16 protein-coding genes and 1 riboswitch are annotated in these 12,919 nt (G+C 66.4%); of the genes, 5 read left to right on the top strand and 11 right to left on the bottom strand.

The window, feature by feature from the left end; all coding sequences use genetic code 11:
* Positions 1-498 precede the first annotated feature (498 nt).
* Both AC5P8Y_RS07580 and AC5P8Y_RS07575 read left to right on the top strand, forming a co-directional pair.
* Positions 499-909, top strand: a complete 411-nt coding sequence (locus AC5P8Y_RS07580; RefSeq protein ID WP_049402380.1) for a hypothetical protein — start codon at positions 499-501, stop codon at positions 907-909.
* Between the two features lie 127 nt (positions 910-1,036).
* Positions 1,037-1,411 (top strand): DUF805 domain-containing protein, encoded by a 375-nt coding sequence (locus AC5P8Y_RS07575; protein ID WP_049402382.1) that lies wholly within the window; start codon positions 1,037-1,039, stop codon positions 1,409-1,411.
* Between the two features lie 255 nt (positions 1,412-1,666).
* Here the strand turns inward: AC5P8Y_RS07575 and thiL are convergent, their stop codons facing one another.
* The 5 genes from thiL to AC5P8Y_RS07550 all read right to left on the bottom strand — a co-directional run bounded on the left by thiL (position 1,667) and on the right by AC5P8Y_RS07550 (position 5,586).
* Positions 1,667-2,629 carry a thiamine-phosphate kinase gene (gene thiL, locus AC5P8Y_RS07570; protein ID WP_049402384.1) on the bottom strand — a complete coding sequence of 321 codons (963 nt, stop codon included), beginning with the start codon at positions 2,627-2,629 and terminating at the stop codon, positions 1,667-1,669.
* A 120-nt stretch (positions 2,630-2,749) separates the two neighbouring features.
* A complete protein-coding gene (gene nusB / locus AC5P8Y_RS07565) occupies positions 2,750-3,229 on the bottom strand; it encodes a transcription antitermination factor NusB (RefSeq protein ID WP_012479139.1) in 480 nt (159 codons plus the stop codon).
* Positions 3,226-3,693: a 6,7-dimethyl-8-ribityllumazine synthase gene (gene ribH / locus AC5P8Y_RS07560; RefSeq protein ID WP_005408061.1), complete on the bottom strand. Its 468-nt coding sequence runs from the start codon at positions 3,691-3,693 to the stop codon at positions 3,226-3,228. Before ribH ends, nusB begins: the two co-directional genes overlap by 4 nt.
* A gap of 193 nt (positions 3,694-3,886) precedes the next feature.
* Positions 3,887-4,987: a 3,4-dihydroxy-2-butanone-4-phosphate synthase gene (ribB, locus tag AC5P8Y_RS07555; protein ID WP_164133295.1), complete on the bottom strand. Its 1,101-nt coding sequence runs from the start codon at positions 4,985-4,987 to the stop codon at positions 3,887-3,889.
* Entirely contained in the window at positions 4,984-5,586 is a 603-nt protein-coding gene (locus tag AC5P8Y_RS07550; protein ID WP_033834707.1) for a riboflavin synthase, read from the bottom strand. The genes ribB and AC5P8Y_RS07550 overlap by 4 nt, the downstream gene beginning before the upstream one ends.
* A gap of 74 nt (positions 5,587-5,660) precedes the next feature.
* Positions 5,661-5,806: riboswitch (FMN riboswitch) on the bottom strand.
* Positions 5,807-5,993: 187 nt separating this feature from the next.
* Here AC5P8Y_RS07550 and AC5P8Y_RS07545 point away from each other — a divergent pair.
* From AC5P8Y_RS07545 to AC5P8Y_RS07535, 3 genes are all read left to right on the top strand, one after another.
* Positions 5,994-6,614, top strand: a complete 621-nt coding sequence (locus AC5P8Y_RS07545) for a hypothetical protein (RefSeq protein WP_495201885.1) — start codon at positions 5,994-5,996, stop codon at positions 6,612-6,614.
* Between the two features lie 151 nt (positions 6,615-6,765).
* On the top strand, positions 6,766-7,650 hold the full coding sequence (locus AC5P8Y_RS07540) for a hypothetical protein (protein ID WP_164133297.1): 885 nt from the start codon (positions 6,766-6,768) through the stop codon (positions 7,648-7,650).
* Between the two features lie 134 nt (positions 7,651-7,784).
* Positions 7,785-8,171: a hypothetical protein gene (locus AC5P8Y_RS07535; RefSeq protein ID WP_227852434.1), complete on the top strand. Its 387-nt coding sequence runs from the start codon at positions 7,785-7,787 to the stop codon at positions 8,169-8,171.
* Between the two features lie 25 nt (positions 8,172-8,196).
* On the opposite strand, the gene ribD is transcribed toward AC5P8Y_RS07535, so the two are convergent.
* The 6 genes from ribD to glyA form a co-directional block, all read right to left on the bottom strand.
* A complete protein-coding gene (ribD, locus tag AC5P8Y_RS07530; RefSeq protein WP_164133299.1) occupies positions 8,197-9,282 on the bottom strand; it encodes a bifunctional diaminohydroxyphosphoribosylaminopyrimidine deaminase/5-amino-6-(5-phosphoribosylamino)uracil reductase RibD in 1,086 nt (361 codons plus the stop codon).
* A 165-nt stretch (positions 9,283-9,447) separates the two neighbouring features.
* Positions 9,448-9,969: a transcriptional regulator NrdR gene (nrdR, locus tag AC5P8Y_RS07525; RefSeq protein WP_004143350.1), complete on the bottom strand. Its 522-nt coding sequence runs from the start codon at positions 9,967-9,969 to the stop codon at positions 9,448-9,450.
* Positions 9,970-10,118: 149 nt separating this feature from the next.
* Complete coding sequence (locus AC5P8Y_RS07520; RefSeq protein ID WP_495201884.1) at positions 10,119-10,568, bottom strand: hypothetical protein; 450 nt, start codon at positions 10,566-10,568, stop codon at positions 10,119-10,121.
* Positions 10,569-10,595: 27 nt separating this feature from the next.
* Complete coding sequence (locus AC5P8Y_RS07515) at positions 10,596-11,015, bottom strand: hypothetical protein (protein ID WP_111188433.1); 420 nt, start codon at positions 11,013-11,015, stop codon at positions 10,596-10,598.
* A gap of 6 nt (positions 11,016-11,021) precedes the next feature.
* Positions 11,022-11,495 carry a hypothetical protein gene (locus tag AC5P8Y_RS07510; RefSeq protein WP_111188432.1) on the bottom strand — a complete coding sequence of 158 codons (474 nt, stop codon included), beginning with the start codon at positions 11,493-11,495 and terminating at the stop codon, positions 11,022-11,024.
* Positions 11,496-11,619: 124 nt separating this feature from the next.
* Complete coding sequence (gene glyA / locus AC5P8Y_RS07505; RefSeq protein WP_111188431.1) at positions 11,620-12,873, bottom strand: serine hydroxymethyltransferase; 1,254 nt, start codon at positions 12,871-12,873, stop codon at positions 11,620-11,622.
* Positions 12,874-12,919 lie beyond the last annotated feature (46 nt).

Genomic DNA, 12,919 nt, shown 5'->3' with positions numbered 1-12,919 from the left:
ACCAGCCAGACAAGACATGCGCCATCGCGATTGGCTTTTCCTGCAGTGCGCCCGCACAACGCTGTTGCTGTAGAGCCTAGCCATGCGAGGCTGCTTTTCGGTCAGAACGCGGTGAGCCGAGCGTAGGCTCGGCTCTACAGGATTGTCGCGATTGCCACGCTGAGGCGCGCGTCACGCGCCTGCAACTTTTTTGAATTTTCAAATCTTTCTCATTGGCATACATGACACTGCATGCGAATCATGTGGCGCCACCGACAACGGGTGGCACGGGCTTGCAATCCCGTTTGATCGATGTTGTTTACGCTTGCCTGCCGGCGTCGCCCATCCCCCGGGCGGCGTCGGCAGGCATTCTGTCCGCGCTCACATGGCGGGCGGTGCATGGGGGCCTTGTGCCCGCCGGCGTTTGTACATCGGTCACCGGTATTGCAACCACGCACCGTCCGCCACCCTCGCTGTTAAGCAGGGTGGCCCCTTCGTCGCACGCACAAGGAAGCCGCCATGACTGCCACACACTACCCGTACCTGTTCGCCACCCTCGGCGAGGCCGCCAACGAACTGCCCGAGGCCATCGCCCGTGCGCTCGAAACCACACTCAGTGCCACCCAAGGCAGTACCGCACCTTCAGCCACCACGCTGCTGGCATGCCTGCAGCGCATCCGCCAGGTGGACGCCGCCGACGGCCAACCCTGGCCAAAGAAGGGCCACACGTCGGGTCACCGGATGGCCATGGCACGCGCGGACCGCGCCAATGCCGGGCTGACCGTGTTGCTGGAACTGCTGCATGCGAGCGAACGGACGCGTGTGGATGGCGATGAAGATCAACAGATTGGAGAGGACGTGCGCGAAGGCTTGCTTCTGGCGTGCCGAGGGCTGTCTCAATATGTGGATGTGCAGTTGCACTGCACGTGAGCACACAACCATGGCAGCTGTCGATGTGCCCACATTCGGGGCAATTGGGGCCCGTGTTTGCAAGAAATTGTATGGCCCGTCAGTGCACCGGTGTCGATAGTGCTCTTTTCTTTCCTGGAGGGTACTGATGCACAAGATGATGACCCCACTAACAAAACGCTATGCACAGTTCAATGGCCGTGCAAGCCGCAGCGAGTTCTGGTGGTTCCAGCTGTTCATCCTGATCGTCTCGATCCCGCTGTATCTGCTGAGCTTCTATGCCGGTCACAGTGGTTCGCAGGGCCTGGCGCTGGTCGCTACCGGGCTGAGCGTAGTGATGTGGCTGGTGTTCGCCTTGCCGTGCATTGCCGCAACCATTCGCCGCTTGCACGATACCGATCGCTCGGGCTGGTGGATGCTGCTGGCGTTCGTGCCGTTTGCGAGCCTGGTGCTGCTGGTGTTCCTGGTGCTGCCCAGCACGCCGGGCGACAATCGCTTCGGTGCGCCGGTTCCGCACGTATAACCAGACCACGTTGGTAGGTGTCGACCTGGGTCGACATGGTGTTGCCACGCGCGACTGACACATCCGTGCCAACCAAGGTTGGCACCTACCAGAGCAACATCGATGTGCCTCCGCCCGGGTAGGTGTCGACCTTGGTCGACACGGTGTGGGCACGCGCGGCTGACACATTCGTGCCAACCAAGGTTGGCACCTACCAGAGCAACATCGATCTGGCCCCACCCCGAAGGTTGACCCAGCAGGGCAGTACCGCTGCGGCTACGCGAAGTGCTGATAGCCGCCGTCGGCGGCTTCGCCATCCACGTGCACGCCCAGCCCTTCGGCAATACGACCAATCCGGGTGAGCGGCAGGTCCAGCGATTCGGCCAGGTAATGCAGCGCATCGCGCTGGTCGGCGGCGGCGGTGAAGCACAGTTCGTAGTCGTCGCCACCACGCAATGCGCAATCGCGCGCATCGTCGCGGCCGAGCAGCTCACGCAGCGCGTGCGAGATCGGCAGCGAATCGGCATCGACGTGTGCGGCCAGGTTGCTGCGCGTGGCGATGTGGCCCAGGTCGGCCAGCAGGCCGTCGGACACATCCACCGCCGCATGCGCGAAGGCACGCAGGCGCAGGCCGAGGGTCACACGCGGCGTCGGCCGCAGCAGGCGCAGGCGCAGGCTCTCGTAGTCGGCCAGCAACGTGGCGGTGGCCAGGTTCAGCGCGCCCTGCTGCCACAGGCGCAGCGCACCGGCGGCATCGCCCAGCGTGCCGCTCACCCATATGTCATCGCCCACCTGTGCGCGGTCGCGGCGCAGCGCCTGGCCACGCCCGACCTGGCCCATCGCAGTCACCGACAGCGACAGCGGACCGCGCGTGGTGTCGCCGCCGATCAGCGCGATGTCGTGCTGGTCGGCCAGGGCAAAGAAGCCATCGGCGAAGGCCTCGATCCAGTCTTCAGACGCTTCCGGCAGCGACAACGCCAGCGTGCACCACGCCGGCCGCGCGCCCATCGCGGCCAGGTCCGACAGGTTGACCGCCAGGGTCTTCCAGCCGATGTCGAAGGCCGGGGTTTCCACCGGGAAGTGCACGCCGCTGTTGAGCGTGTCGGCGGTAACCACCAGTTGTTCATTGGCACGCGGCTGCAGCAGCGCGGCGTCATCGCCGATGCCGAGCAGGATGTCGTCGCGCTCGAGGGTACGGGCGCGGATGCGGTCGATGAGGGCGAATTCGGCCAGGGACATGGGGCGTTCCCGCTGTTGTACGTGCCGCGCAAGGCGCGGTGGGCGGTAGTGCCGGCCGCTCGCCGGCAACCTCAGGATCCCTGCAGCTGCCGGCCGGCGGCCGGCACTACCACGGGTGGGTCAGTGACCCGATTCGACCTTGCGCCATTCCACGGCGGCACGATCCAGCACGCCGTTGACGTAGGTGTGGCCATGTTCGGAACCGAAGCGCTTGGCCGATTCGATGGCTTCGTTGATCACCACGCGGTACGGCACGTCCAGGCGGTAGCGCAGCTCGTAGCCGGCCAGGCGCAGCACCGCGCGTTCGATCGCGTCCACTTCTTCGATGCCACGGTCCAGGTACGGGCCGAGCGCTTCGTCGATGTCGCGGCGGTTGTCGAGCACACCGTGCAGCAGCGCCTCGAAATACGCCAGGTCGGCGATTTCGCGGGCCTGCTCGTGGGCGAACTGGGCGATCAGCGACTGGGCGTTGCCGCCGGAGATCTGCCAGGCGTAGATGGCCTGCACCGCGCGACGGCGTGCGCGCGAGCGCAGCACCGGATCGACGCCATCGCGGCGGACGGGTTTACCGGAGGGCTTGCCCTGGGTGTTCTTGTTCATGGCAGCTGCTCCAGAAGATTGACCATTTCCAATGCGGCGAGTGCGACTTCCTCGCCCTTGTTGCCGTGGCTGCCGCCTGCGCGGGCCTCGGCGTCTTCAACGCGTTCCACCGCCAGCACGCCGTTCAGCACCGGCACGCCGAAATCCAGCTGCACGCGCATCAAGCCTTCAGCGCAGCGGTCGGCCACGTGCTCGTAATGACGGGTATCGCCACGGATCACGCAGCCCAGGGTGAGGATGGCGGCGTGTTCGTGGGCAGCGGCCAGGCGCGCGGCCACCAGCGGCAGCTCCCAGGCACCCGGCACGCGGATCACGTCGATGTTGGCTTCGGTGATGCCGTTGCCGGCCAGGCTCTGGCGGGCGCCAGCGACCAGCGTGTCGGTGATGCGGGCATTCCAGCGGCTGGCCAGGATGGCGAAGCGCGCCGATTCGGGAGTGCGAAGATCGCCTTCGAAGTGGCTCATATGCGGCTTGGGGGACTCGATAAGGGGGTAATTCTAGCGTGGATGGACCCCGGCCGTGGCTGGCGGGCGCGCAAGGGCGTGCCGACCAACGGTCGGCACCCACCGATGGCAGGGGTCGGCACCCACCGGTAGTGCCGGCCGCTGGCCGGCAAGCCCGGGGATGCGGTTGCCGGCCAGCGGCCGGCACTACCCATTACAGGGTCACCGTCTCCACCACTTCCAGGCCGTACCCGGCCAGGCCGATCTGGCGGCGGGGGGTGCCCAGCACGCGCAGCTTGCCCAGGCCCAGGTCGGACAGGATCTGCGCGCCGGCACCATTGCGGCGCCACTGGCCCACATCCTTGTCCTTGCCCGGCACCACCGGCGCCGGCTGCTGGCGCAGGCGGGCCAGCAGGGCTTCGCCGTCGCGCGGGGCCGACAGCACCACCATCACGCCACTGCCTTCGGCATCGATCGCACGCAGGGCATCGGTGGCGGCCACGCCAAAGTCGTCACGGCGCCAGTGCAGCAGGTCAGCCAGCGGATTTTCCACCTGCACGCGTACCAGGGTCGGGGTGTCCGCATCCGAGATCCCGCGCACCAGCGCGAAATGCAGGTCGTGGGCGATGCGGTCGCGGTAGGTCACCAGCTTGAACGGGCCGAACTCGGTGTCAATCTCGCGCTCGTCCACGCGTTCAACGGTCTTTTCGGTGGCCAGGCGGTAGGCGATCAGATCGGCGATGGAGCCCATCTTCAGCCCGTGCTCGCGGGCGAACATTTCCAGCTCCGGGCGGCGCGCCATGCTGCCATCCGGGTTCAGGATCTCCACCAGCACACCGGCCGGCTCCAGCCCGGCCAGCATGGCCAGGTCGACGCCGGCTTCGGTGTGGCCGGCGCGGGTCAGCACGCCGCCCGGCTGGGCGATCAGCGGGAAGATGTGGCCCGGCTGGTGCAGGTCCGATGGCTTGGCATTGGGCTTCACCGCGGTGCGGATGGTGTGCGCGCGGTCATGCGCCGAGATGCCGGTGGTAACGCCCTCGGCAGCCTCGATGCTGACCGTGAAGTTGGTCTGGAACTGGGCGGTATTGGCCTGCACCATCGGCGCCAGGCCCAGATCGGCCGCACGCGTGCGGGTGAGCGGCAGGCACACCAGGCCACGGCCGTGGGTGACCATGAAATTGATGTCGCTGGCCTTCACCAGCTCGGCGGCCATGATCAGGTCGCCTTCGTTCTCGCGGTCTTCGTCATCGACGATGACCACCATGCGGCCCAGGCGGATGTCTTCCAGGATTTCGGGGATGGGTGCGAAGTTCATGCGCGGGCTCCTTCACCCAACAACCGCTCGACATACCGAGCGACCAGATCGATTTCCAGGTTCACCGCGCTGCCCACGCCGGTAGCGGAAAACGCGGTGTTGGCCACGGTGTGCGGAATGAGGGCGACTTCGAAGCCTTCATCGTCCACTTCGTTGACGGTGAGACTGACGCCATCCACGCAGATCGAGCCCTTCTTGGCGATGTAGCGGCGCAGCGAGGCCGGCGCGGCGAAACGCCAACGCTGGGCACGCGCGTCTTCGTGGATGGACAGCACCTGGCCGAGGCCGTCGACGTGGCCGCTGACCAGATGGCCGCCGAGGCGGTCGGTTGGCCGCATGGCGCGTTCCAGGTTGATGACTGCCCCTTCGCCCAGCTGGCCCAGCGTGGTCAGGCCCAGGGTCTCGGTGGAGGCATCGGCCTGGAAGCTGCTGGCGTCGAATGCGATGACAGTGAGACAGACGCCGTTGATGGCAATGCTCTCGCCCATCTGCACGTTGTCGAACGGCAGATTCCCGACACTGAAGGTGAAGCGGACATCGCCGCCGATGGATTCGCGTGCGGCCAGACGGCCGACGCCTTCGATGATTCCAGTAAACAAGTAACGTTCTCCGCGAAAAGTGAGCGAAAAACGCCGCAAGGCAAACAGGCGCACGCAGGGCATGAGCCCTGTGGCACCGTCTTCTTTCATCCGGACTATGACCGTCGGCTCCGGCATTGGACCGGATCTGCTGACCCCCGGCCGTGGGCCGGGGCGCTCGCGGGCTCGTGCTTGCGCACCTACCGCCGGTGGGGAATTGCACCCCGCCCTGAAGACGTTTGTATACCGGCGAACCGGCGTGACCAGTGTAACAGCCCAGGCTGAACGGGGTCGGATGCCGCAGCTGTGACGGCCGTCGCTCGCAATTTGTAAAACTTTCATTAAAATTCCGCCCTGGACGACATGATGTCGCCACGGGCAGCCGCGACGGCAGGCCCGCCAATGGACTGAAATTCACAGGAATTCCCATGCGCAAGATCCTGATCGTGGCCGCCCTGCTGGCCGCCGCCCCGTTCTCGGCCTCGGCCGACGCCCTTAGCTACACCTACGTCGAAGGCGGTTGGACGCAGGTCAAGGTTGACGACAACGCACTGGACGACCCGAAGGTCGACGGCGGCTACCTGCGTGGTTCGGTCGCGCTGGCTGAACAGGTCTACGTGTTCGGCGGATGGTCGCGTACCAGCAAGACCCGCCACTACGGCGAGGATTCGCTGAAACTGGAACTGAACCAGCCGGAGCTCGGCATCGGCTACCACATGCCATGGACCGACCGCGTGGACTTCACCGCAGATGCCGCCTGGGTTCGCCAGAACGCCGAATCGACCCTGCGCTATGACGGCGTGCGTTACCACGGCAAGGACCACACCAACCTGGGCCGCGTCACCATGGGCATCCGCGGCAAGCCGTCGCGCATGACCGAAGCCTGGGCCAAGGCCGGTTACATGGACGGCGGCAACAACTACATGGGCACCTGGGTCGGCACCGTCGGCGGCCAGATCAACTTCACCAAGACCTGGGGTCTGGTGGGCGAAATCTCCGGCTACCGCGACGTCACCCAGTACTCGGTTGGCGTGCGCGCCAGCTTCTGATCCAACGATCGCTCCTCGTCGTGCGATCGAACGGGCCCCGCAAGGGGCCCGTTTTTTGTCCGCTGCACACCGTCACCTGGTTGCATCGCGCCATCGAAAGTGTGGGCAGATGCGCTAGGCTTGCGCGCGTCTGGAACAGGAAAACACCGTCATGAAGACCCCCACCCGAACCCTTCTGGCCAGCGTGCTGCTGTGCGCCCCGCTGATTGCCAGCGCAGCACCGGCCCAACTGACGCCCGAGCAGGCCTTCGACCTGTATGCACGCGTGCTGCTGGAAGACGACGCGGCCGCCACGCGCACGCTCAACGACGCACTGAAGCCGGCGTTCGAGGGCCAGGACGCCGTGACCCCGAACCCGGGTGCGCTGGCCAAGGCCTTGGCCGAACCCTGGCAGACGGTACTGGCCAGCACCGGCGCCAAGGTCGACGCTGCGGGCACCGAAGCGCTGTATGCCAAGGCGCTGCGCGATTCGAAGTGCCGCGCGACCAAGAGCGTGATCGAAGACAACGAATACGTTGAAGACCAGAAGCTGGCGCGGATCAGCTACAGCTGCCAGGTGCCCGACCTGGGCAAGGTCCGCCCGCTGTTCGCCGCCAGCCTGGCCGACGATGCCAGCCCGGCCGCGCGCAAGCAGTTCACCGATGCCTATACCCAGGCACTGCAGAGTGGCGCGCGCGTTCCGGCCAGCGGCACCTTCACCCTGTATCCGGCCAAGGACAATGGCTACTGGTACAGCGGCAACTTCGATGATCTGGTGGGCACCGTGGCCGGTGCGCTGGCACCGTTCGAGGACTGGATGCAGGACGCGCAGGCGGCCAACGCGCCGAAGGTGACCGGCGTTCCGGGTTGCGACCTGTTGCTGCAGCAGCACCGCAGCTGCGTGGCGAAGATCGCACCGGACCAGATCGGCGGCGTGGACGCGATGGCCGAGGAACTGAAGGCCAAGGCCCAGGTGAAGTCGGCCGACGAGATGACGCAGGAGTGCAAGGCGCTGCGCCCGATCGCCGAAATGATGTGGACCGACGAATGCGCGTAAGCGCGAGCTAGAGCCGGGTCCACGCTCGGCTCATCGTTACCTGCGGCAACGGCGAGCGCACTTTCAGAACCGTTGCATGGCCTTGCGCGGCCCGCATGGTCAATGCTGTTGCCCTCTTCCACCGGGGCAACCGCATGAAACATCGTACGACGTCGACTACCGTCATGCTGCTGGCGCTGATGGTGAGTGGGCAGGCCGAAGCGTACAGGCCCAAGACCTTCATCATCCGCCCATCGGTTGCCTTCGAGTCGAACCAGCTACGTGACAGGGACATCGATGCACAGCTGAGCGAGAACGACGACTGCCGCGCGTTCCTGCAGTACCACGATCGATGTGCACCGACGGTCCTGCCGGACGAGTACGACGACGGCATCAGCCGCCGCAGACTACGGTCGAAGTCGACAGAGCTGGCGGGGGAAGCGCTCAGTGCCTACTGCCGCGACCTGCACGTGCTGTGGAAGCAGCAGTGGAAAGAACAGTGCCCCGCCTACGAAGACGAGGACGAGGACAAGGGCACCTGACGACGCCGGAGATACCGCCATTCCCTCACGGCCGCAGCAGCAGCCGGATGTCCTCGCCGACCTGGCGCTGATCAACCACGTGCAGGCGGCGCTGCTGGCCCATTGCCTCGATGCCCAGGCCCGCCAGCAGCGGACGACCGTTGTCGCCCAGCAGCGTGGGCGCCTGGTACAGCAGCAGTTCGTCCACCCAGCCAGCGCGCAGCAAGGCACCGGCAAGCGTCGCGCCGGCTTCGGTATGCACTTCGTTGATACCGCGTTCGGCCAGCAGGGCCAGCACCGCGCCCAGATCCAACCGTCCCTCTGCGCTGGGCACGCTGGCGAATTCGGCGTCGGCCGCATCCGGCGCGCTCACCGCCGCATCGTGCAGGTACAGCGTCGGGGCCCCGCCTTCGCGCACGCGGCTGCATTCGAGCGAACGCAGGCGCGAATCGAGCACCACGCGCAGCGGTGGCATCACCTCGGTATCGGCCAGGCGCACGGTCAGCATCGGGTCGTCGGCAATCACGGTGTCGGCGCCGGTCAGGATTGCACCCGCACGTGCGCGCCAGTGCTGCACGTCTTCGCGCGCGGCCGGCCCGGTAATCCACTTGGAGCTGCCATCGGCCATCGCGGTGCGGCCATCGAGGCTGGCGGCCAGCTTCACCCGCAGCCACGGGCGGTTGCGCTCCACGCGCGACAGGTAACCCTTGTTGAGCTCGCGCGCCTGTGCCGCCATCAGCCCTTCGGCGACGTCGATGCCGGCATTGCGCAGCAGATCGAAGCCACCGCCATCGACCTTGGGGAACGGATCGCGCATCGCCGCGACCACACGCGACACGCCCGCTTCGATCAGTGCCAGCGCACACGGTGGCGTGCGCCCGTAGTGCGCGCAGGGTTCCAGGGTGACGTAGGCGGTGGCGCCACGGGCGTCGCTGCCGGCCTCGCGCAGCGCGAACACTTCAGCATGCGGGCCACCGGCGCGCTGGTGCCAGCCCTGCCCGACCACGCGTTCGCCATGGGCGATGACGCAGCCGACCATCGGGTTGGGACGGGTGGTGTAGGCAGCGCGCACGGCCAGGCGCAGCGCGTTGGCCATGTGCAGGTGGTCGAGGGCGGAGAACGGGGTGGTCATGCGGCCATGGTAACGCCGCCGGTGTGGATCCATGCCATTGGTGCCAACCAAGGTTGGCACCCACCAGAGCAAAGTAGATCCAGGCCATGCGTGGATGGGCAGCACCCACCAGTGGATGCGGCCACCGGAGCCAACCAAGGTTGGCATCTACCAGGGAAGAGGCGGTCAGCCCTTCTTCTTCTTGGTCAGGGCAATCACGTCGCCCAGCAGCTGCAGCTGTTCGGTACTGGACGGCAGGTCGCGTTCAAGCTTCTCGATCTCCTCGCGGAAATCGGCCACGTCCTCGAAGCTGCGGTAGACCGAAGCGAAGCGCACATAGCCGACATGGTCGAGCTTGCGCAGTTCGTTCATGACGAACTCGCCGACCTTGATCGATGGCACTTCGCGCTCGCCGCTGATGCGCAGCTGGTGGACCACAGCGCGTACTGCCGCTTCGATCTTGTCTTCGGCCACCGCACGCTTCTGCAGCGCGCGGTCGAAGCCAGCGCGGACCTTGCGCTGGTCGAACGCTTCGCGGGTGCCATCGCTCTTGACGATGGCCGGCAGCTTCAGCTCGACTGTTTCCATGGTGCTGAAGCGCTCGCCGCAGGCTTCGCATTCACGCCGACGGCGGATCGTCGCGCCGTCTTCAGAGACGCGCGAGTCGATGACCCGGGTATCGGCATGTTGGCAGAAGGGGCAATGCATGGAACGCCTGGCTCAGGGAAGTACCTATTGCCACGGTCATGGCAGCGTCGCAAAGGTACCTGAGAAGGGGCCCGGCAGCAAATGCTGTCTGCGCGGAAGTGCCTGTATTTCGGTCCAACCGAGCCTTCAGCGCGGTCAGCGCTGCGCGTTCAAGCGGGTGCCGGCGGCGCCGAGGCCGCGCGCGCCCAACGCAACCACGCCAGATGCCCTGCCATCACCAGCAGCGGTGGGCCAAAGCCGAGGAAGGCCAATGTCGAGATCTCCCCATGCTTGAAGGTGAAGTACAGCGTGGCGGCAACGACGCCCAATGCGGCCAGGGCACCCACCCCCAGCCCTACCCAGGCGACAACCGGGGAGTGGCGCAGGCCGGTGACACCTCGCCACAGGAACAGGCCGCTCAGCCACAACCACGACAGCAGGCCGATGATTCCGGCCGACGACCACAGCAGCAGCAGCCAGTGCTCGTCGCCCGTCAGATACTTGCCGTCCCATACGACCATCAACCCCAGCACGGCACCCGTGCCGCCTGCCGCCACGGTCGGCAGGCCCACCAGCAGGCCGGCAATGGTCATCCCGCGTTTGTGCAGACGCTCATCCATGCGTTCGATCTCCTTCCATGGGCCACGTCATCCGCGGCGCTTGATCCACAGCAGCATCGCAGCCGGCACCAGCATCGACGGGCCCAACAGCAACAAGCCGATGCCTTCGGCATGCACGGCGATGCCCCACCAGAGCGCCAGCCCCAGCGGGGGCAAGGCGGCGAGACCGCCCGCCAGCAGCATCCACCACCAGAGGCGGTGCACGTGCAGCCCGGCACGCCCCTGCATCAGAAAACCCGCGCTGAGCCACAACCAGGCCAGGCAGCCGGCAATGCCGGCCAGGCCCCACAGCGGCATCACCGTCACCGAGGCCAGCGTGCCATGACCGAACTGGCCCAGCCCCGTCAGCAGCAGCATCGTCGCTGCGGCACCGCCCACCACCAGGCTGGGCAGGCCAGACAGCACCGCCAGCGCGGTGTACAGGTACTTGAGGCGGCGCTCATCCACGCGGGCCTACTCCTCTGATCGCGCCGGGCCGGATGGCTCGCCCAGGGCGTCAGCACGCAGCCGCAGGAGGATCAACGTACCGGTGGGCACCAACAGGGACGGCCCGGCGAACAGCCCGCTGAGCACGGACGAACCCAGCTCGGCGAAGTAATACAGCGCCATCGCCAGCAAGGGCAGGCCTGCCAGCACGCCCAGGCCCAGCAGCAGCCACCAGCGGCGTGATGCCATGTGCAGCCCGCGTGCACCATCGCGCAGCCAGACGATGCTCAGTGCGACCCAGGCCACCAGGCCGGTGATCGCGCAGGATCCCCACGCGAGCATGCCGGCGGCAAACAACAGTTTGTCCGCGTCCAGCGAGACGAGCCCGATCACGCCCATGACCACGGCGATGCAGGCGCCGGCACCGCCGAAGAACAGGCTGGGCAGGCCGAACAGCACCGCCAGTGCGATGTACAGGTACTTGAGGCGGCGCTCATCCATGCGCGGGATTCCTGATGACGGGGTCAGAGCCCTTCCCTGCGGGAAGGGATCCGACCCCTGCGTCGATCCGGAAGGCGGGGTCGGATCCCTTTCCGCCAGGAAAGGGCTCTGACCCCGGCCCTGATCAGCCGTAGACCGGGTACTTGCGGCACTGCGCGCTGACGGCATCGCGCACGCGGGCGATGACGGCGTCATCGTTCGGCGCGTCGAGCACGTCGGCGATCCAGTTGGCCAGGTCCACGCAGTCCTGCTCGACGTAGCCACGGGTGGTCACGGCCGGGGTGCCCAGGCGCAGGCCCGAGGTCACGAACGGAGAACGCGGATCGTTCGGCACCGAGTTCTTGTTGACGGTGATGTGAGCCTTGCCCAGCGCAGCTTCCGCATCCTTGCCGGACACGTCCTTGCCGATCATGTCGACCAGCATCAGGTGGTTCTGCGTGCCACCGGAAACGATCTTGTAGCCGCGCGAGATCAGCGTGTTGGCCATCGCCTGGGCGTTCTTCACCACCTGCTGCTGGTAGGCCTTGAAGCCCGGTTCCAGCGCTTCCTTGAAGGCCACGGCCTTGCCGGCGATGACGTGCATCAGCGGACCGCCCTGGATGCCCGGGAACACGATCGACTGCAGCTTCTTGACCAGGTCTTCGTCGGCGCCCTTGGCGATGATGATGCCGCCACGCGGGCCGCGCAGGGTCTTGTGGGTGGTGGAGGTGACCACGTGGGCGTGCTCGAGCGGGCTCGGGTAGACGCCTGCGGCGACCAGACCGGCAACGTGGGCCATGTCCACGAACAGGTACGCACCGACCTTGTCGGCGATGGCGCGGAAGCGCGCCCAGTCGATCACCTGCGAGTAGGCCGAGAAGCCGGCCACGACCATCTTCGGCTTGTGCTCCAGGGCCAGGCGCTCGACTTCGTCGTAATCGATCAGGCCCTGATCGTTCACACCGTACTGCACGGCGTTGAACAGCTTGCCGGAAGCATTCACCTTGGCGCCGTGGGTGAGGTGGCCGCCGTGGGCCAGGCTCATACCAAGGATGGTGTCACCCGGCTGCAGCAGGGCGAAGTACACGGCCTGGTTGGCCTGCGAACCGCTGTGCGGCTGCACGTTGGCGTAGTCGGCACCAAACAGCTGCTTGAGGCGGTCGATCGCCAGCTGCTCGGCAATGTCCACGTATTCGCAGCCGCCGTAGTAGCGCTTGCCCGGGTAGCCTTCGGCGTACTTGTTGGTCAGCTGGCTGCCCTGGGCTTCCATCACCGCCGGGCTGGTGTAGTTCTCGCTGGCGATCAGCTCGACGTGGTCTTCCTGGCGCTGGGTTTCAGCGGCAATGGCCTTGGCCAGTTCGGGATCGTAGGATTCGATGCGGACGTCACGCGGGAACATCGGGTACTCCAGCAGGCAGGGAAAGGGGTACGGCTCAGCCCTCGAT

This window comes from Stenotrophomonas sp. YJH_SMC_12-1, from assembly GCF_059370935.1.
Note: the sequence above shows the minus strand (reverse complement) of the source record. Positions and strands in the feature narration are given on the sequence as shown.

What these genes read in the sequence shown, in the direction of transcription:
- AC5P8Y_RS07575 (WP_049402382.1), top strand. Translation starts at nt 1,037, where the DNA reads ATGCACAAGATGATGACCCCACTAACAAAACGCTATGCACAGTTCAAT.
- AC5P8Y_RS07580 (WP_049402380.1), top strand. Translation starts at nt 499, where the DNA reads ATGACTGCCACACACTACCCGTACCTGTTCGCCACCCTCGGCGAGGCC.
- AC5P8Y_RS07520 (WP_495201884.1), bottom strand. Translation starts at nt 10,568, where the DNA reads ATGGATGAGCGTCTGCACAAACGCGGGATGACCATTGCCGGCCTGCTG.
- nrdR (WP_004143350.1), bottom strand. Translation starts at nt 9,969, where the DNA reads ATGCATTGCCCCTTCTGCCAACATGCCGATACCCGGGTCATCGACTCG.
- AC5P8Y_RS07540 (WP_164133297.1), top strand. Translation starts at nt 6,766, where the DNA reads ATGAAGACCCCCACCCGAACCCTTCTGGCCAGCGTGCTGCTGTGCGCC.
- ribH (WP_005408061.1), bottom strand. Translation starts at nt 3,693, where the DNA reads ATGAGCCACTTCGAAGGCGATCTTCGCACTCCCGAATCGGCGCGCTTC.
- ribD (WP_164133299.1), bottom strand. Translation starts at nt 9,282, where the DNA reads ATGACCACCCCGTTCTCCGCCCTCGACCACCTGCACATGGCCAACGCG.
- AC5P8Y_RS07545 (WP_495201885.1), top strand. Translation starts at nt 5,994, where the DNA reads ATGCGCAAGATCCTGATCGTGGCCGCCCTGCTGGCCGCCGCCCCGTTC.
- AC5P8Y_RS07535 (WP_227852434.1), top strand. Translation starts at nt 7,785, where the DNA reads ATGAAACATCGTACGACGTCGACTACCGTCATGCTGCTGGCGCTGATG.
- AC5P8Y_RS07510 (WP_111188432.1), bottom strand. Translation starts at nt 11,495, where the DNA reads ATGGATGAGCGCCGCCTCAAGTACCTGTACATCGCACTGGCGGTGCTG.
- nusB (WP_012479139.1), bottom strand. Translation starts at nt 3,229, where the DNA reads ATGAACAAGAACACCCAGGGCAAGCCCTCCGGTAAACCCGTCCGCCGC.
- ribB (WP_164133295.1), bottom strand. Translation starts at nt 4,987, where the DNA reads ATGAACTTCGCACCCATCCCCGAAATCCTGGAAGACATCCGCCTGGGC.
- thiL (WP_049402384.1), bottom strand. Translation starts at nt 2,629, where the DNA reads ATGTCCCTGGCCGAATTCGCCCTCATCGACCGCATCCGCGCCCGTACC.
- glyA (WP_111188431.1), bottom strand. Translation starts at nt 12,873, where the DNA reads ATGTTCCCGCGTGACGTCCGCATCGAATCCTACGATCCCGAACTGGCC.